At 69.3% G+C, this 18,364-nt stretch carries 17 protein-coding genes; 3 read left to right on the top strand and 14 right to left on the bottom strand.

All coding sequences use genetic code 11. From position 1 onward, the window contains the following. Positions 1 to 4: 4 nt before the first annotated feature. The 10 genes from ACFFJD_RS02740 to lspA all read right to left on the bottom strand — a co-directional run bounded on the left by ACFFJD_RS02740 (position 5) and on the right by lspA (position 12,365). Positions 5 to 871 (bottom strand): ABC transporter permease, encoded by an 867-nt coding sequence (locus ACFFJD_RS02740; protein ID WP_382360564.1) that lies wholly within the window; start codon positions 869 to 871, stop codon positions 5 to 7. Position 872: 1 nt separating this feature from the next. After that, positions 873 to 1,766: an MlaE family ABC transporter permease gene (locus ACFFJD_RS02745; RefSeq protein ID WP_382360567.1), complete on the bottom strand. Its 894-nt coding sequence runs from the start codon at positions 1,764 to 1,766 to the stop codon at positions 873 to 875. Positions 1,767 to 2,028: 262 nt separating this feature from the next. Further along, on the bottom strand, positions 2,029 to 2,880 hold the full coding sequence (locus ACFFJD_RS02750; RefSeq protein WP_382360570.1) for a DnaB-like helicase C-terminal domain-containing protein: 852 nt from the start codon (positions 2,878 to 2,880) through the stop codon (positions 2,029 to 2,031). Between the two features lie 99 nt (positions 2,881 to 2,979). Continuing rightward, complete coding sequence (locus ACFFJD_RS02755; protein ID WP_382360573.1) at positions 2,980 to 4,737, bottom strand: HNH endonuclease signature motif containing protein; 1,758 nt, start codon at positions 4,735 to 4,737, stop codon at positions 2,980 to 2,982. 125 nt (positions 4,738 to 4,862) lie between these two features. Further along, positions 4,863 to 6,236, bottom strand: a complete 1,374-nt coding sequence (ilvA, locus tag ACFFJD_RS02760; protein WP_382360576.1) for a threonine ammonia-lyase IlvA — start codon at positions 6,234 to 6,236, stop codon at positions 4,863 to 4,865. Continuing rightward, complete coding sequence (locus ACFFJD_RS02765) at positions 6,214 to 6,489, bottom strand: hypothetical protein (protein WP_382360579.1); 276 nt, start codon at positions 6,487 to 6,489, stop codon at positions 6,214 to 6,216. The genes ilvA and ACFFJD_RS02765 overlap by 23 nt, the downstream gene beginning before the upstream one ends. 56 nt (positions 6,490 to 6,545) lie before the next feature. Continuing rightward, the gene (locus ACFFJD_RS02770; RefSeq protein ID WP_382360582.1) at positions 6,546 to 7,166 is read right to left on the bottom strand and encodes an IMPACT family protein; all 621 of its coding nucleotides are present in this window, start codon (positions 7,164 to 7,166) and stop codon (positions 6,546 to 6,548) included. A gap of 7 nt (positions 7,167 to 7,173) precedes the next feature. After that, entirely contained in the window at positions 7,174 to 10,713 is a 3,540-nt protein-coding gene (gene dnaE, locus ACFFJD_RS02775) for a DNA polymerase III subunit alpha (RefSeq protein WP_382360585.1), read from the bottom strand. Between the two features lie 157 nt (positions 10,714 to 10,870). Further along, complete coding sequence (locus tag ACFFJD_RS02780; RefSeq protein WP_382360587.1) at positions 10,871 to 11,797, bottom strand: RluA family pseudouridine synthase; 927 nt, start codon at positions 11,795 to 11,797, stop codon at positions 10,871 to 10,873. Then, positions 11,790 to 12,365, bottom strand: a complete 576-nt coding sequence (gene lspA / locus ACFFJD_RS02785; protein ID WP_382360590.1) for a signal peptidase II — start codon at positions 12,363 to 12,365, stop codon at positions 11,790 to 11,792. The genes ACFFJD_RS02780 and lspA overlap by 8 nt, the downstream gene beginning before the upstream one ends. Before the next feature lie 80 nt (positions 12,366 to 12,445). On the opposite strand from lspA, the gene ACFFJD_RS02790 reads away from it, so the two are divergent. Then, positions 12,446 to 13,405, top strand: a complete 960-nt coding sequence (locus ACFFJD_RS02790) for a hypothetical protein (protein ID WP_382360593.1) — start codon at positions 12,446 to 12,448, stop codon at positions 13,403 to 13,405. 111 nt (positions 13,406 to 13,516) lie between these two features. Here ACFFJD_RS02790 and ACFFJD_RS02795 read toward each other — a convergent pair whose 3' ends face one another. After that, positions 13,517 to 14,098 (bottom strand): WKL family lipoprotein, encoded by a 582-nt coding sequence (locus ACFFJD_RS02795; protein WP_382360596.1) that lies wholly within the window; start codon positions 14,096 to 14,098, stop codon positions 13,517 to 13,519. Positions 14,099 to 14,281: 183 nt separating this feature from the next. On the opposite strand from ACFFJD_RS02795, the gene ACFFJD_RS02800 reads away from it, so the two are divergent. Next, positions 14,282 to 15,220, top strand: coding sequence for an asparaginase (locus ACFFJD_RS02800; protein WP_382360599.1), 939 nt, complete (start codon positions 14,282 to 14,284; stop codon positions 15,218 to 15,220). 16 nt (positions 15,221 to 15,236) lie between these two features. Here the strand turns inward: ACFFJD_RS02800 and ACFFJD_RS02805 are convergent, their stop codons facing one another. Further along, positions 15,237 to 16,565 (bottom strand): DNA polymerase IV, encoded by a 1,329-nt coding sequence (locus ACFFJD_RS02805; protein WP_382361002.1) that lies wholly within the window; start codon positions 16,563 to 16,565, stop codon positions 15,237 to 15,239. Between the two features lie 368 nt (positions 16,566 to 16,933). Then, entirely contained in the window at positions 16,934 to 17,395 is a 462-nt protein-coding gene (locus ACFFJD_RS02810) for a nitroreductase/quinone reductase family protein (protein ID WP_382360602.1), read from the bottom strand. 110 nt (positions 17,396 to 17,505) lie between these two features. Here ACFFJD_RS02810 and ACFFJD_RS02815 point away from each other — a divergent pair, with 110 nt between their 5' ends. Further along, positions 17,506 to 18,183, top strand: coding sequence for a TetR/AcrR family transcriptional regulator (locus ACFFJD_RS02815; protein WP_382360605.1), 678 nt, complete (start codon positions 17,506 to 17,508; stop codon positions 18,181 to 18,183). Here the strand turns inward: ACFFJD_RS02815 and ACFFJD_RS02820 are convergent. After that, positions 18,163 to 18,363: a hypothetical protein gene (locus ACFFJD_RS02820; RefSeq protein WP_382360607.1), complete on the bottom strand. Its 201-nt coding sequence runs from the start codon at positions 18,361 to 18,363 to the stop codon at positions 18,163 to 18,165. The two genes, ACFFJD_RS02815 and ACFFJD_RS02820, sit on opposite strands and share 21 nt — an antisense overlap. Position 18,364 lies beyond the last annotated feature (1 nt).

Consider the following 18,364-nt stretch of genomic DNA (forward strand, 5'->3'; position numbering starts at 1 on the left):
TCAGTTACCCCGAAATCTTGATTCCGGACGTGGTGCCCCAGAACACCAGCGTCATGATCAGGTTGGCGAAGACGATCGTGATGATCGCCAGGCGGATGGCGTGGCCGGCCGCCACGCCGACGCCTTCCGGTCCGCCCGACGCGAAGTATCCGTAGTAGCACTGGATGAACGTGGTCAGCAGCACGAAGACGATCACCTTCAGGAACGAGAACAGCACGTCCGAGGAGAGCATGAACTGCTGGAAGTAGTGCAGGTAGGTGCCGGCCCCCTGACCGCTCTGCACCTGGAACATCACCTGTGCGGCCACGTAGTTGGCGGCCAGGGCGACCGCGTACAGCGGGACGATCGAGAGCACGGCGGCGACCATGCGGGTGGTCACCAGGTACGGCAGCGGGCGGATCGCGATCGCTTCGAGCGCATCGATCTCCTCGCTGATCCGCATCGAGCCCAGCTGCGCGGTGAAGCGACAGCCGGACTGGGCGGTGAACGCGGTCGCGGCCAGCAGCGGGGCGATCTCGCGGGTGGTGGCGAACGCCGAGAGCGCACCGGTGAGCGGCTCCATGCCGAGCAGGTTGAGCGCGGTGTAGCCCTCGATCCCGACGGTCGCGCCGCCCATGATGCCCAGGATCACCATGACTCCGACGGTGCCGCCGCCCACCACGATGGCGCCGTTGCCCCACGCCACATCGGACAGCAGCCGCCAGACTTCCTTCTGGTAGTGCCGGAAGGTGATCGGCGCCAGACCGATCGACTTGACCAGGAACGTGATCAGGTGGCCCATCGAGACCAGGCCGTCGCGCGGCACGGTCCACAACTTCTTGAGCGCGGCCAGCGGTCGCAGGGCCGGCGGCGTATACCGCGATGCGGTCACCTCACACCACCTTCGCCGGGATCACGAGCGCGAACAGCTGGGTCAGCACCACGTTGACGGTGAACAGCAAGATCACCGAGTTGACCACCGCGGCGTTCACCGAGTTCGCCACGCCAGCCGGGCCGCCGCTGGTGGTGAGGCCGCGGTCGCAGGCCACCACCGCCACGATGGCTCCGAAGATCACGGCTTTGACCAGGGCGAATATCAGGTCCGCCGGACCGGCGAAGGAGGCGAAGGTGCCGGTATAGCTGCCCGGTGTGCCGCCCTGGAAGTACACGTTGAACAGGTAGCCGGTGATGAAGCCGACGAAGCACACGAAGCCGCACAGCAGGAAGCTGACCACCATCGTGGCCAGCAGTCGCGGCGAGATGAGCCGCTCGATCGGGTTGACGCCCATCACCTTCATCGCGTCGATCTCGTCGCGGATCGTCCGGGAGCCGAGATCGGCGGCGATGGCCGAGCCGATCGCGCCGGCCATGATCAGGGCGGTCACCAGGGGCGCACCCTGGCGGATCACGCCGAGACCGGTGGCGGCACCCGCGAACGAGGTGGCACCGATCTGTCCGGCGATGTTGGAGACCTGGATGGAAACGATCACACCGATCGGGATGGCCACCAGGAGCGTCGGGAAGACCGACGTCGACGCCATGAACCCGCACTGTCGGACGAACTCGGCGAACGGGAACCGCCCCTTGGCCAGGTCGGTGATCAGCACCTTGAAGACCTCGACGAACATCGCCAGCTGGCGGCCGAAGGTCTCGAACGATTTGGTGATGTGCTCGCGCCACCACTTGCCGAAGCCGGTGTCGGACCACCCTCGCCTCGAACGCGCAGGCACGCCGCCGGTGTCGACCGTGTCCGTGGCCACTCCCCCGCCTTCACCCGTAGTCGTCATGGTCCGCGGGGCAGCAACCCCGAACTGACCGGTGAGTAGCAATGTACATGTTCCGGCGGACGTAGTGTGGGCACGATCACGTTTCACATCCTCTATGACCTAAGCGGCCCCCGGTCCGCTCATGCGAGGCACATTACTAAGCGCTCATTCGGCGCATACCCGCTGCTCTGGCACCTATATCTGCACGTCACGGGCCATTAGGTCGGTTTCCCGGAGCGCCGACCGCACGACACGCGCAGGATCGGCGACACGCGGAATGCGGCTACTGGCGCATGGAAACGAAGCGACCGAGGTGCAGCTGATGGGCGAGAGTCACTGCCGTCGGCACGTGGCAGTACGGTGCTTTCGCCACCACGACGTCGGCCTCCCCGCACCGCGGGTCGTTCCTGTCCCACATGTCGGGCCGGTACAGCAGCAGGAGCGAATCGGCGATCTGCGCGGCCGGTCCGAGCGCCGCGCGGTGCGCGATCAAGTGATCGGACGTGGTGCCGCGCTCGGTGGCCGCCACGCTCGGAAGATCGGCCGCCACCACGACCAGCAGATCCCGGTCCAGGGCGAGCACACGCAGGTGACGGAGCACGTCGGCCATCATCGGCGAGTCCAGTGGCGGGCTCGTCGGAAAGGTCCAGTCGGCGTCGACGACGCCCAGCAGGTTGAGGCAGTCGATCACCAGGACGTCGGTGTCACCGATCGAGGCACGGCCGACCGCCCAGCTCAGCACCCCCTCCCGGGCGCGGTCGGCCAACCGATCGATCTCCAGGCGACCGTCGAAGATCCGCGCCACCGCGGCCGCCCGGTCGGCGGCCGTAGCGTGCCCGATCTCGCTCACGCGCACGCCGGTATGCCCCGCGATCGCGGCCCGTTCCACGTCCGCGACCTGCGCGCCGACCGCGAGGTAGGCCACGCGAACTCGTTGTTCTGCGGCGGCCCGGCAGGCGACCTGGCGGGCCAGGACCGCAGCGCCGGCCCCGGCATGGCCGCCGATCACCGTCAGCGATCCCCGGCGCAGGCCGCCGCCGAGCACCTCGTCGATCTCGGCGAATCCGGTGGCGATCACGCCCTCGGGCAGCGGCACCCGCCCATCATCGCCCTCCGCGCGTCGATCCTCGCTCACCACGCCACCCCTCCCCGCCTCGTCGGACCACGACCCTCCCATGCGGGTCCGACAATCGGCCCCGACACCGGGGCTGCGCGACGACGAAGGGTGGCACCCTCAGAACGGCGGCTCGTCGCAGTCGAAGTCGTCGTCATCGGTTTCGACGGTGTCGGCGAATTCCGGAGCCTGCTGAGGCTGCTCGGCAAGTCGACGTTCGCGGTTGGCCTTGCGCTCGGCACGACGCCGGGCGTGCTTGGCCGCGGTGCGCGTGCGGGCTCGTTGCGGGCCGTCTGCGACGGTGCCGCCAGCGGTGCCGGTCGCGTGCTGGCCCGCTAGTTGGTGCGTGCAGCGCAGGTCGGCCAGGCGCGGGATCAGCCACTGATTCGGGGCGAGCACCTCTACGGTCTGTCCCATCGGGGTGGTGACGCTCGAGTGATAGCGGCCGTTCGAGTCGATCCAGAGGTCGTCGACGAAACCTTCCAGATTCGTCTTCACCAGGTGGTGATAGCGGCACTTCGGGAGCAGATTGCAAACGCAAGTCGGCCCGCCGAGGTCGGGGCGCACGTTGTCGTACTCGGCCACATGGTCCAGATCGCACGCGAAAGCGGCGCGCTCGCAGCCGGGGATGGAGCAGGTGCCCCACAGGAAGCGGGCGATCAGGTCGGTGAGCAGATTCGGTCGGTAGGGATCGCTCGGCAACGACGTTTTCGCGATGACCGCAGCGGGTTCTCCACCGATCTCTGCGGGAGGCCGTGGGTCATCGCCCCGGCGCTCGTCCGGGGTGTCGGAGCGGGGCGCTCGTCGATGCAGCGCAGCCTCGTCGGGACGCTCAGCAGAGTCGTGCCCGGCGGTGGAACTGGGTTCGAGCAGGTCATCGAGGCGATGCTGGTGGATCACGGCATCACTGCGGCCGGCGATCTCGCGCACATGGTCAGCCGAGATCGGGCCGTGGCCGTCGAGGTAACCGCACTTGTCGCCACCTTCCAGCGTGGTCGCATCGCAGAGGACGTGCACGACGATGCGGGCCGCGCGTGCGTCCAGTTCGACCTCGCTGATCTGCGCGGTGCAGCCGTCGCTGTCGCAGGCGCACGTGAACGGTTTGCGCTGCAGCAGCGCGATCGCGGCGTCGGAGCGGGCTTGGGTTTTGGTGCGGGGGTCGTCGGGGCAGCGTCCGGCGATGACGGCGTCGAGCATCTGCCGCGCGAGGCGGACATCCTCGGCGGTGGCGGTCAGGAACAGTTGCGCCATGCCCGCTTCGAGGCTCTGATGGCCGAGGCTGCGGCCGTCCTTGGCGCCCTCGCGTTCGCGGCGCACGGCATCGGGATCGTTCTCGGCGACATGGCGGCGGGCCATTGCACCGGTCTTAGTGACCGAGATGCAGGTGTATCCGTGCTGGGCACCCAGGATCTCCGCGGCCATCAGGGCATCGATCTTGGCCATGATGGCTTCGTCGAAGACGAGGCGGGTCTCGTGGGCGATGCGATGGAAGCGATCGCGATCGATCAGGCCCAGCCTCATCGTCGCGTACACACGGGGCAACCGATCACGAGCGTCGAACGCGTCCAGGAGCAGGACGCGTGCGGCGTACTCGGTGCTCTCCAGACTCATCTGCAGCTCGAGCGTGGTCTGGGCTTCCAGATCCAGGATCGACTTCTGGGTCGCCACCACATTGGAGCTGGAAGCGCGGACGCGGGAATGCATCAACAGCGCGAACTGGAAGAGCTGCCAGTCCAGGAAGCAGTGCCCGTTCTTGGTCGCAGCGATCGCGCCGACCACACGCGACGTTGATAGACCGGCGAGGTCGGTGCCGGGAGCGAGTAGACCGCAGCTGGTCAGGTCGGCGTCGGGCCACGTGGATGCGGTTCTCTGCGCCATGGCTACTCACCTCCCCAAGCGAGTCAGCACACCTTTAACTAGTTCTGGTGTTCTATACCCATGGTAGACCCGCCCTACGACAAGCGCGGGTCCTCCGCACACCGCCCCGAGGAACTCTCGAGGCCTCAGGTGAGGTAGGCGTAGGCCGCGGTGCCCGGCTCCAGTCGTTCGACGTCGAGTCGGGAGCGGGCCATCCGGTCGAGCAGCCCGTCGAAGCCGGCGCGATCACCGAGTTCGACGCCGACCAGCGCGGTGCCGGTCTCGCGGTTGTTGCGCTTGAGGTACTCGAACAGCGTGATGTCGTCGTCCGGGCCGAGCACCTCGTCGAGGAACCGGCGCAGCGCGCCCGGCTCCTGCGGGAAGTTGACCAGGAAGTAGTGCTTGAGTCCGCGATGCACCAGGGAGCGCTCGATGATCTCGCCGTAGCGGGAGACGTCGTTGTTGCCGCCGGAGACCAGCGCGACGACCTTCGCATCGGCCGGGAGGTCGAGCTCGGCCAGTGCGGTCGCCGCCAGGGCGCCCGCGGGCTCGGCGATGATGCCTTCGTTCTGATAGAGCTCGAGCATCGTCGAGCAGATGGCGCCCTCGTCGACGTGCGTGATGGTGACACTGCCCGGCGCCAGGTCGACGGCCTCGGCGGCGATCACCGGCACCGCACTGCTGTCGCCGAGCTCGGCGAACACGGGGTGGTCCACCACCCGCGCGCCCGCGTCGGCCAACACCCGGTGTCCGAGCGCACCGATGCGCTTGACCGCCGCGCCGTCGACGAACGGATCGATGTGGTCCAGCGTGTGCGGCGCCCCGGTCACCAGCGCCGCCGCCAACGACACCGCGCCCGACGGCTCGACACCGACGATGGCGACATCCGGGCAGGTCGCCCGCAGATAGGTGACGATGCCGGCCAGGCAGCCACCGCCGCCGACGGGCAGGATCACCACGTCGGGGGCCTCCCCCAACTGCTCGACGATCTCCTTGGCGATGGTGCCCTGGCCGGACGCCGTCCGCGGATCGTCGAAGGCGTGAATCCACGTGGACCCGGTGCGCAGCACGTCGGACTGGGCCGCGGCGGCGGCCGCGTCGTAGGTGTCGCCGACGGCGATCAACTCCACGAACTCCTTGCCGTGCCACGAGATGCGGTCCCGCTTCTGCTTCGGCGTGGTGGTGGGGACGTAGATCCGCCCGTTGACGCCCATGGTGGCGCACGCGAAGGCGACCCCCTGCGCGTGATTGCCCGCGCTCGCCGCGACCACGCCGGCCGACAACTCGGCCGGGGTCAGCTGCGCCATCACGTTGTAGGCGCCGCGGATCTTGTACGAGCGCACCGCCTGCAGGTCCTCGCGCTTCAGACTGATCTGTGCGCCGGTCGCCTCGGAGAGCCGCGGGCACGCTTCCAGCGGTGTTCGCGAAACGACACCGTCCAACCGCGCGGCGGCGGCGTCAATGCTCGCCCGATCGAGTCCGGCGATGGCAGTGCGGTCAGCGTCGTGCGTGGTGGTCACGCTCTCTATCGTCCCACCGCAGACCCAGCGCCAGACGTTCGCCCCACCAGACGAGCACCACGGCGGTGGCCGCGACCCATCCGGCCAGGGATCCGGTGCCGCCGAAAGCGAGCACCAGCGCGACCGCGACCACGCCGACCAGCACCGCGTGGGCCTTGTAGGCCGGCCAGTCCACACCGAACACCGTCACCGTGCCGGAGGCCGGTCGCCGTGTCTCGCCGCCGGGCGCAGTCAGCTGTTCAACGGTCGTCATGCATTCGATGATAGCGCACCTCGGAACAAATATTTCGGCCCACCGAAACCTCTGGCCTAGGCCAACCGATGCGCGATGTCGACCACCGCCGCAGCCCCCGAGGTCAGCGAGAGGATCCGGTCGCCCACGAGCACGTCGTCGCGGGCCGGCACCTCGACCACCAGCCGCACCGCGGCCGCGGTGTACTCCACGGACAGCACAGTGCCGAGGGCGTGGAGCACGCCCTCCAGGCGGCCGGCCGCGTCGATCGGCGCGTCGACGGTCAGCACGGCGGTCGCGACGGCGGCCCGCAGCGGCGCCTGGTCCAGGACCGCGTTGGCGCTGCCGCCGTAGGCCCGAATCAGGCCGCCGGCGCCGAGTTTGACGCCGCCGAAGTACCGGACCACCGTGATGGCCGCATTCGCCACCTCCCGCGACTGCAGGGCCGCGAGGATCGGCGGCCCGGCGGTGCCGCCCGGCTCGCCGTCGTCGGACGAACGCGCCACCAGCGACGACCCCGAACCGACGGTGTACGCCCAGCAGACGTGCCGGGCACCCGGTTCGGCCGCGGTGACGCCCGCCAGGAACTCGGCGAACTCCTCGGTCGACCGGATCCCGATCGCCGTGGCGATGAACCGCGACTTCTTGATGACCGTCTCGTCGACGACCGGCCCCGAGGCCGGGTCCAGGATCAGCACCGCGGTGTCAGCTCAGGCAGCTCGGCCCCAGCAGCGCCTTGAGGTCACCCATCAACGCCGACGACTGGGTCACCCGCAGCGCCTCGGTGAGCTTGAGCTGGGTCTGCTTACGCTCGCTCACCAGCGTCACGTGCACATCCGAGGTTCCCGGATGACGGCTGAGCACCTGCTTGAGCGCCGAGACCCGCGCGGGCGTGCAGGCCCGCGCGGTCAGGGTCAGACTCAGCGGCTTGGTGGTGCCCACCGCCGACAGATCCGGCACCGCCAGGTCGTTGGCACTGATCATCAGGGAGTCGTCGCGCTTGTTGGCGCGGGCCTTGACCAAGACGATGTTGTCGACCACCAGGTCCATGCCGAAGGCGAGGTACGCCCGCGGGAAGAACATCACCTCGACGCCGCCGACCATGTCCTCCACGGTCACCACCGCCCATGGCTCGCCCTTCTTGTTCACGCGGCGGTTCACCGAGGAGATGATGCCGCCGATGGTGATCTGCGCGCCGTCGGAGACCTGGTCTTCCAGCAGCGAGGCGATCGACGTGTCGGTCTGCGCGGCGAGCGCATGCTCCACCCCGGACAGCGGGTGACCGGAGACGTACAGGCCCAGCATGTCCCGCTCGAGGGCCAGCTTGTGCTTGGACTCCCATTCGTCGTCGGGCACCTTCACCGCGAACACCTCGGCGAGCGATTCGTCGCCGCCGCCCATGTCGCCGAACAGGTCGAACTGCCCGATGGCCTCGGCCTTCTTGGTGCCCACCACCGAGTCGACGGCATCGGCGTGCACCAGGAAGAGCCCCTTGCGGGGATGGTCGAGCGAATCGAAGCCGCCGGCCTTGATCAGCGACTCGGTGACCTTCTTATTGCAGGCCGTCACGTCGATCTTGCCGAGATAGTCCGAGAAACTGGTGAAGGCGCCCTTCTCTTCGCGCGAGGCGATGATCGAGGCCACCACCCCGGCGCCGACATTGCGGATCGCGGCCAGCCCGAACCGGATGTCCTTGTCGACGGCGGCGAAGTCGGCCCGCGAGGCGTTGACGTCCGGCGGGAGGACGGTGATGCCCATCTGCCGGCAGTCGGCCAGGTAGATCGCCGACTTGTCCTTGTCGTCGCCCACCGAGGTCAGCAGGCCCGCCATGTACTCGGCCGGGTAGTTGGCCTTGAGGTAGGCGGTCCAGAACGAGACCAGGCCGTAGCCGGCCGCGTGCGACTTGTTGAAGGCGTAGCCGGCGAACGGCAGGACGGTGTCCCACAGGGCCGTGATCGCCGGCTGCGAGAAGCCGTTGGCCTTCATGCCCTCGGCGAACCCGCCGTAGGCCTCGTCGAGGATCTCCTTCTTCTTCTTACCCATGGCGCGGCGGAGCAGGTCGGCTTCACCGAGGCTGTAGCCAGCCACCTTCCGCGCGATCGCCATGATCTGCTCCTGATACACGATCAGGCCGAAGGTCTCCGAGAGGATCTCCTTGAGCGGTTCTTCCAGCTCCGGGTGGATCGGCTTGATGTCTTCCAGGCCGTTCTTGCGGCGCGCATACGAGTGGTGCGCGCCGACGTCCATCGGGCCCGGGCGATACAGGGCCAGCACGGCGACGATGTCCTCGAAGCCGGTGGGCTGCATCATCTTCAGCAGTTCACGCATGCCGCCGCCGTCGAGCTGGAACACGCCGAGCGTGTCCCCGCGCGCCAGCAGTTCGTAGGTGGCCGGGTCGTCCATCGGCAGCTTGTCCAGGTCGACGTCGATGCCGCGGTTGTTCTTGATGTTGTCCAGGGCGTCGCCGATGACCGTCAGGTTGCGCAACCCGAGGAAGTCCATCTTCAGCAGGCCGATGTCCTCACACGACGGGTAATCCCAGCCGGTGATGATCGCGCCGTCCTGGGCGCGTTTCCACACCGGGATCGCGTCGGTGAGCGGCTCGGACGACATGATCACCGCGCAAGCGTGCACGCCGGCGTTGCGGATCAGCCCTTCCAGACCGAGAGCGGTGTCGTAGATCTTCTTGACGTCCGGATCGGTCTCGATGAGCGTGCGCACCTCGGCCGCCTCGGCGTACCGCTCATTGGACGGATCGGTGATGCCCGCGACGGTGATGTCCTTGGCGGCGACGGGTGGCGGCAGCGCCTTGGCGATGCGGTCGGCGATGGCGAAACCTGGCTGGCCGAACAGCACGCGCGCGGAGTCCTTGAGCGCGGCCTTGGTCTTAATGGTGCCGAAGGTGATCACCTGCGCCACCTTGTCCACGCCCCACTTGTCCGAGGCGTAGCGGACCATCTCGCCGCGTCGGCGGTCGTCGAAGTCGATATCGATATCGGGCATCGACACGCGTTCGGGGTTCAGGAATCGCTCGAACAGCAGGCCGTACGGAATCGGGTCGATGTTGGTGATGCCCAACGCCCAGGCCACCAGCGAACCGGCGGCCGAGCCGCGGCCCGGGCCCACACGGATGCCGACCTCCAGGGCGTGCGCGATCAGGTCACCGACCACCAGGAAGTAGGCCGGGAACCCCATCTGATTGATCACCTGGAGCTCGTACGCGGCCCGCTCGACGTACTCGGTGGGCACCGGCCCGCCCTCGAAGCGGCGGTTCAGGCCCTCGTTGACCTCGCGCTCGAGCCACGACTCCTGCGTGTGGCCCTCGGGCACCGGAAAGATCGGCATCCGGTCGCGGTGGGTGAACACGTCGGCATACGACTGCACCCGTTCGCCGATCTCGACGCTGTTGTCGCAAGCGCCGGGCACCACGTCGTCCCAGAGCGCACGCATCTCCTCGGCTGACTTGAGGTAGTAGCCGTCGCCGTCGAACTTGAAGCGGGTCGGGTCCGACAGGGTCTTGCCGGTCTGCACGCACAGCAGCGCCTCGTGTGCGGCGGCGTGATCGCGGGTGACGTAGTGGCAGTCGTTGGTCACCAGCGGCGGGATACCGAGCTTGCGGCCGATCTCGAGCAGGCCGTCGCGCACCCGCCGCTCGATCTCCAGGCCGTGCTCCATGAGTTCGAGGTAGAAGTTCTCCTTGCCGAAGATGTCCTGCCACTTGGCGGCCGCCTCCAACGCCTCGGCGTCCTGGCCGAGCCGCAGTCGGGTCTGCACCTCCCCGGACGGGCAGCCGGTGGTGGCGATGATGCCGGCAGAGTGCTCGGCGATGATCTCGGCATCCATGCGGGACCACTTGCCGAGCTGTCCCTCGATCGACGCCCGAGAGGAGAGACGGAACAGATTCCGCAGCCCCTCGGCGTTCTCGGCGACCATCGTCATGTGGGTGTAGGCGCCCGAACCGGAGACGTCGTCGCTCTTCTGCTCCCGGCTGCCCCACAGCACGCGCTTGGTGTTGAACCGCGACTCGGGCGCGACGTACGCCTCGATACCAATGATCGGCTTGATGTCGTGCTTGCGCGCGGTGTTGTAGAACTCGCTGGCGCCGAACATGTTGCCGTGGTCGGTCATGCCGATGGCGGTCATCCCGAGTCGCTGCGCCTCCGCGAACAGGGGCGAGACCTTCGCCGCACCGTCGAGCATCGAGTACTCGGTGTGATTGTGCAGATGAACAAACGAACCGGACACGACTTGGACCCCTTGCTCTTGCGACGGCCTCAACGACCTGTGGAACGCCTCCACTCTAGGCGGCGGTACCGACAGGAATCCGTCGGCTCGCCCGGGTGTGACGCATGAGGTACGACCTCACCGCCGTCGCCGATATTCCGCGGCGACGGCCGCCGCCTCACGCGTCCCGCAGAACCTCCAGCGCATGGCTCAGATCCGCGGGATAGGGCGCGGTGAACTCCACGCGCCGACCGTCGGCCGGATGCGCGAAGGCCAGCGTCCGCGCATGCAGCCACTGCCGATCCAGGCCGAGGCGGGCGGCCAGCTTGGGGTCGGCGCCGTAGGTGGGATCACCCACACACGGGTGGTGCAGCGCCGAGAAGTGCACGCGGATCTGGTGCGTGCGCCCGGTCTCCAGATCGATGTCGAGCAGGCTGGCCGCCGCGAACATCTCGAGCGTCTCGTAGTGGGTCACCGACTCCTTGCCCCGCGAGGTCACCGCGAACCGCCAATCCGAGCCCGGGTGCCGTCCGATCGGTGCGTCGATGGTGCCCTCCGGCGGATCGAGGCGCCCCTGCACCACCGCGTGGTACACCTTCTCCACGGTGCGCTGCTTGAACGCCCGCTTGAGCATGGTGTACCCGTGCTCGGAGGCCGCCACCACCATCACGCCGGAGGTGCCGACGTCCAGGCGGGAGACCACGCCCTGTCGTTCGGGCGCACCCGAGGTGGAGATGCGGAAGCCCGCCGCTGCCAGGGCGCCGACCACGGTGGGTCCGGTCCAGCCCTGCGACGGATGCGCGGCCACCCCCGGCGGCTTGTCGACGACGATGATGTCCGAATCGTGGTAGAGCACGTCGAGGTCTTCCACCGGTGTGGGTTCCACGCGCAGCGGCTCGGCGGCGGCCGGCAGGGTCACGTCCAACCAGGTGCCTGCGGCCAGCTTGTGCGATTTGGGGACCGCCACGCCGTCGACGGTGATGTCGCCGGCATCGGCCAGACCGGCGGCGACCGTCCGGGACAGCCCGAGGACGCGCGCGACGCCCGCGTCCACGCGCAGACCGTCGAGCCCGTCGGGCACCGGCATGGCTCGGGATTCACGCATCTCGCTCGCCTTCCTTGCGGGCCGCCCAGCCCGTCCGTGTTCCGTCATAGTCGTAGCCCAGCAGGGTCAGCACCACCAGCAGGATCGCACCGCAGACCACCGCCGAGTCGGCCACGTTGAACACCGGCCACGCACCGACGGAGAAGAAGTCGACGACGTGACCGCGCAACGGTCCCGGCGCGCGGAACATCCGGTCGGTGAGATTGCCCAGCGCCCCGCCGAGTACCAGTCCCAGCCCGATCGCCCAGCCCAGCGAGCCGAGGCGGCTGCTGAACCGGATGATCACCCCCACCACGATCACCGCCACGATGGTGAGCACCCAGGTGTAGCCGGTGGCCATCGAGAAGGCCGCGCCGCTGTTGCGCAGCAGGTGCAGGGTGACGAAGTCGCCGACGATCTCCACCGGATCAGCGGGGTCGAGGTAGCGCACCGCCAAGGTCTTGGTGAGCAGGTCGGCCAGATAGGCGGCCACCGCGATCACCGCCAGGTACAGCAGGAGCTTGCGCGAGGTCGGCCGGTCCGAGTCGGCCCCACTCGCGGTGTCGGGGCCGGGCGCAGCGTCGTCCATGCCCCCAATTGTCCACATGGGCGCGGCGGGCACCGAACCGGGGCGCGGCCGCCGGGCACGACTGCCCTAGGGTGGACGACGTGTCAGCTCCTCGCCTCGCCCGCGCCGCGGCCGGCCTGCTTCCGTTGTCCGTCGTCGCCGCCGTGGCCCTGACCGGCTGCTCCACCAGCGAGGAGCCCGCCGCCGATCCCAACCGCGGCTGCGAGCCGACCTCCAGCGTGCAGTCCGCCGACGTGCGGCCGATCGAGCTGCCGCCGGCGCACGTGACCGTCCTGGAGCCCGGGACGGGCGACCTGCGCGTTCCCACCTCCACCCCGAACACCGAGACGCCCCAGCGCGTGACCCTGAGCACCGACTCGGGCGAGACCAGCGTGATCGGCAACCAGGGTGAGGCGCCGACGACGACGCGCGAGGACCTCGCGCTGCCGCTGACCGCACGCGCAGGCTGCACCGATCCGCGGAACCTCGAATTCACCCTGGGCGCGATCACCTCGCCCGACGAAGCCCTCGGCCCCGCCCTGGCGACCTTCGACGGCGCCACCGGCGGCCTCACCTACGCCGACGGCCTCAGCGCGACGGCGCTGCGCCTGTTCCCGCCGGCGAACGCCGATCAGCCCGCCAACCGCGCGATCGAACAGTCGCTGGTCAGCGCGTTCACCTATTCCCTGCCGTTGCCGACGGTGCCGGTCGGCGTGGGCGCGCGGTGGCGGGTGGAACGCACCGTCACCGCGGCCACCACCGTGACGCAGGAGATCGTGGCGACGCTCCGGGCCTGGGACGGCGACGTCCTCACCATCGATCTGGCCGTGGACGAGACGCCGACGTCCACCGTCTTCCGGATCCCCGGATCGGCCTCGACGCTGGACATGACCCGCTACGCCAACACCGGCACCGGCTCGGTCACCGTGGACCTGACCCGGCTGTTGCCGACATCGGCGCAGCTGGAGATGAAGGGCGCACGCGAACTGGTCGGCGCCGATACGAACCGGCCGATCATCCAGCAGACGTCCTTCACCCTGCGCTGGGGCTCGGGCGACTAGATCCCGACAGGGTCCGGAACCCGCTCGGCGCCTTGGCTCACAGACACGAATGCGCGCCTCGCTGAATCAGCGAGGCGCGCATTCTTCGGCTTCGGAGCCAGCGAGCCGACCTCAGTTGGCCGACTTGCTCGTGCTCTTGGCGCTCTTGGACTTGGTCGCGCCCTGATCGGCGCACAGCGGGCTCTTCACGTCACCGGCCTCCAGCAGCGGGCAGACGGTGCTCTTGGCGAGCTTCCAGCGACCGTCGTCGTAGACGATGGCGGCGTCGATCATGGTGGGCGGGTTATCCGGCAGCTTCACCTCGACCTTGACGCTGGCCCGCTTGGGGCCGTTGCCGACGACCGGCTTCTTGATCTCGTAGCTGACGTCCGGGTTCTCCTTGGCCACCTTGACCAGCTGATCGAACAGCTTCGGATCGGCCTCGGCGCCCTCGACCAGGTCCACCTTGTCGGCGGCGGGCACGTCGGGATCGAGCGCCATCGTCAGCATCTCGTTCAGCGCGTCGACGGTGGGACGCTTCTTGGCGTTGGACAGCTGGGCCACCAGATCGGAGTCCTCGCCGCCGGCCGCGGCGGAGGTCGACGAGGGTGCCGGCGGCACGGGCGGCAGCGCGTTGTCGTCACTGCCGCAGGCAGCGGTCACGCTCAGCATGGCGGCCACCGAGCCGATGACCAGGAACTTGCGGTACTTCACCGAATCAAACCTCCAGTAGGAATATCTGCTCGGCTGTTCGGATGGATTCCGAGCTCCGACCCACTATGCCAAACAAACCTGTGTCCACTCACAGGTTCCCACCGGGCACTTGCGGCAACTCCAGACACACGCCGGTGCGATGACCAGCGCGCATGTCCGCGCGGGAAGTGCGAGAATCGAGCCATGACACCACGTCGAGTTGTGATGATCACCACCGGCGGCACCGCCGCCTCGCGTACCACCGACGACGGCGCCGTGCCCGTGTTGACCGGCGCGGACCTGATTCCCGCCGAGCTCGGCGAGATCGCGGTGCGGGCGGTCGATCTGATGACCCTGGACTCGTCGGCCATGCTGGTGCGCCACCAGGTGGCCGTCGCCGTCGCCATCTCCGATGCGCTCGACGAGGAAGACGTCGACGGCGTGGTGGTGACTCACGGCACCGACACCCTGGAGGAGACCGCTTTCCTGGTGGACGTGTTCAAGGACGATCCGCGCCCGGTGGTCTTCACCGGCGCCCAGTACCCGGCCGATCATCCGCTCTCGGACGGCCCCGCCAACATCGCCGCCGCGGTGGCGCTGGCCGCGGACCCGGCCAACCGGGGCAACGGCGTCCAGGTGGCCCTCGGCGGCCGCGTCCTGCCCGCGCGCGGCGTCTTCAAGGTGTCCACCACCGCGGCGGAGGCTTTCGACACCGTGCACGACGACCTGCCGCGTCCGCGGGTGTCCACCGAGATCCCCACCGCCGTCCCGGCGCGCGTGGACCTGCTGGCCCTGTACCCGGGTGTGTCCCCCGGCCTGATCGCCGCCGCCGTCGCCCAGCGCGCCGCGGGCATCGTGCTGTCGGCGACCGGCTCGGGCAACACCCACCCGGACATCACCGCGGAGGTGGCCCTGGCCACCCGCCGCAATGTGCCGGTGGTGGTGTCCACCCGGGTGCCCTACGGCGAGGTGGAGGCCACCTACGGCGGCGGAGGCGGCGGCGTGGATCTGGCGCGCGCCGGTGCGATCATCTCGCCGTGGCTGCGCGCCCCGCAGGTGCGCATGGCGCTGATCGCCCTGCTGACCAGCGGCGCCTCCAAATCGGAGATCGCCGAGTTCTTCGCCGCCTCCGGTCCGTCCTGACGGGCGCTCGACGTCGTCACAGGTCGTCCCAGCCGAGGCTGTCCAGCGGATCCGCGCGCACCAGCGCGGGCTCGGGCAGCCGGAAGGTGCGGGCCCGGCCCGGGCCGGTCGCCCGCGTCTCGAACCGAACGGTGACGAAACCGTGGCCGCCGCCCTGCACCCAGCCGTGCCCGAACTCGGCGTGGTGGACGTCGGCCCCGGTGTGCCACTGCCGGTCCGAGGCCGGGTCCGACTCGTCGGGCGCCACCGCATCGCCGTCGTCGACGGTCGGCGGCGACGGATCCGCCTCATCACCGAGGTTGTACTCGTCCAGATCCGGAAACAGCGAGTACTGCTCGGCGTCGGTCAGGCCCGCGTAGCCGACGCCGACCAGTCGGATGGGGCCGATCTCGCGCGGGTCGAGCACCACCCGCTGGGCGGCGGCGGTCAGCACGTCGAGGTCGGCGCTGGCCGCGGGCATGGTGAGCGAGCGCGTGAGGATCGACATGTCCGCGCGCCGCAGCTTCACCACCACCGTGCGGGCCCGCCGACCGTCCTCGAGCAACCGACGGTGCGCATCGGCGGCGGCGCCGCTGACCGCCACCCGCAGCCCGGCCAGGTCGATGATGTCGGTGGCGAAGGTCGATTCGGCGCTGATCTGTTTGGCGACGGCCCGCTCGGCCACCGGCCGATTGTCGATGCCCTGCGCCAGGCGGTGCAGCGCGGGCCCGACGGTGCCCCCCAGCACCGAAGTGACCTCGGTACTCGAGAGCGCCGCGAGGTCACCGATGGTCTCCACTCCGATGCGGGCCAGTCGGTCGCCGGAGACCGGCCCGATGCCCCACAGCTTGCGGACCGGCAACGACTGCAGAAAGCCCAGTTCCCGGCTGGGCGCGATGACGGCGATGCCGTCGGGCTTGGCCTGACCGGAGGCGATCTTGGCGATCTGTTTGCCCGAACCGAACCCGACCGAGGCCGGCAGGCCCACTTCGTCGCGGATGGCTGCGCGCAGCCGCGCCGCGAACTCGTGCGCCTGGTCGACGGTGCCGCCGGCCAGTTCCGCGGGCTCGGCGAAGGCTTCGTCGAACGACAAGGTCTCGATGACCGGCGCGAACCGCCGAATGATCTCGAAGACGCGGCCGCTGACCACCCGGTACACCGATCCGCGCGGCGGCACGATCACCGCGCTCGATCCCACCAGCCGCCGGGCCTGATGCATCGGCATGGCCGATCCCGCCCCGTACGCCCGCGCCGCATACGACGCCCCGGCCACCACGCCGCGCCCGCCCGCACCGCCCACCAGCACCGGACGCCCAGCCAAGGTGGGTCTGGTCAGCTCCTCCACGGAGGCGAAGAACGCATCCATGTCGATGTGCAGTACCCACCGCGCACTGGTCTCCTCACCCCCGGTGGTCACGGCCCCATGCTAGCCGCGAGCATTCCCCGCCCGATTCGTCCGGCCGGCCGTCTCGCAGGCCTCGACAGCTCGCATCGCCGGGTCGGCATATCGCCGGTTCGCCTCATTGTCGGTTCGACGACGGCGGCTCAGCGATCTACGGCGTCATATCCCCGTCGTGGAGCGTCACAGTGCCGTCGTTGTACCCCGGTGTCCGTCGGTGTCGACGCACGCCGCCCCTTCGGACTCGGCCGACCCGTCCACGAGAGCAACCGGATCATCGTCGCCCACCCGGACACCCCCCGACGCTCTCCTGGACACCAGGAGAAAGCACCACCTCAGTCAGTCACGATCGGCACCACCTCGAAGACCGGCAGCAGCGACGCGTGCCGACGCAGGGTGTCATGGTCGGCGGTCGCACTCAGCCCCGCGGGCAGCAGCCGACCCACCTCCCACCCCCAGGTCGACAGGTAGGCGGCGAGCACCCGCACCTTCGGTTCGGCGTCAGCGAGTTCGATCAGCCGCACCGCCACATCGCGCCGACCACGCCGCAACCGCGCGCACGGATCGCGGCGAACGTTACGCACCCAGTCGGTGTGCCCGCGCGGCGCGACCAGGTAGGTCCGAGAGTCGAGGGTCAGCGGGTTCACCGGCACGCGGTGCGGCTCACCGGTCCGCCGACCCCGGACGGTGAGGGTCTGCGCGCCGGCCACCCCGATCCCCCGATCGGCGAGCCAGCGCACCGCGCCGTTGACTCCTCGTTCTCCGCGCGTCAGTCGGATTCGGGTGCTCTCGGTCATCATCTCTCCTTTTGTGAGCAGTGCTCTCTAATGCCCAGTCTGCCGCACCTGACGCGCTCTTACAAGAGCAGTGCTCACTCTCTTGGGGATGCTTCTGCGAAGATCGAGGCATGACGGGAATCCGGGATCGTCGCCGCCGCGAGGTCGACGAGCAGATCATCACCCTCGGGCGCGCACAGTTGGCGCAGGTCGGGGCGGCGGCACTGTCGGTGCGCGCGATCGCCCGCGACCTCGGCATGGCCTCGTCGGCGATGTACCGATACGTGGCCAGTCGCGACGAACTGCTCACCCGCCTGGTGGTGGCCTCCTACAACGACCTCGCCGATCACGTCGAGACCGCCGTCGCCGACGCCGCCCCGAGCGAGCGTCTCCCGGTGGCGCTGACCGCGTTCCGGGCCTGGGGCGTCGACCATCCGGCCGAGTTCGCCCTCCTCTACGGCAGCCCCGTCCCCGGCTATCAGGCCCCGGCCGGCGAGACCACCGCCCCGGGCACCCGGGTGATCGCCCTGCTGCTGGGCCTGTTGCCGGCGTCCACGGGAGCCGTCGACACGGCGGAAGACGGGGCGGAGATGGACGGGGCCCTGGCCCCGGAGTTGCGCGCGATCGCCGCCGAATGGGCGCCCCACCTGGACGAGGCGGGGATCCTCGCCGCCCTGAACCTGTGGACCTGGCTCATCGGCGCCGTGAGCCAGGAGGTCTTCGGCGGCTACGGACCGGACACCTTCGCCGCGCCGAGCCTGCTGTTCGCCGCGCAACTGCGAGCGGCGCTAAGCGGGTTCGAGCTCTGAATCGACGTGCGCCGCGCGCCAGGCCGGCAGCCCCGGATCGTCGGTGACCACCCGATCCATCTGCGCGCCCCCGTCGCAGGTGCACAGCGCCACCGTGTACTCCCCGCCGCGCCGCCGCAGCACCCGGAACAGCCCGCCGGAGTCGATCCAGCGCTGCAGCCGTTCCAGGTCGTCGGACATG

The sequence above is a fragment of the Gordonia phosphorivorans genome (assembly GCF_042432625.1).
In the GTDB taxonomy this organism is placed as follows: Bacteria; Actinomycetota; Actinomycetes; order Mycobacteriales; family Mycobacteriaceae; genus Gordonia; species Gordonia phosphorivorans.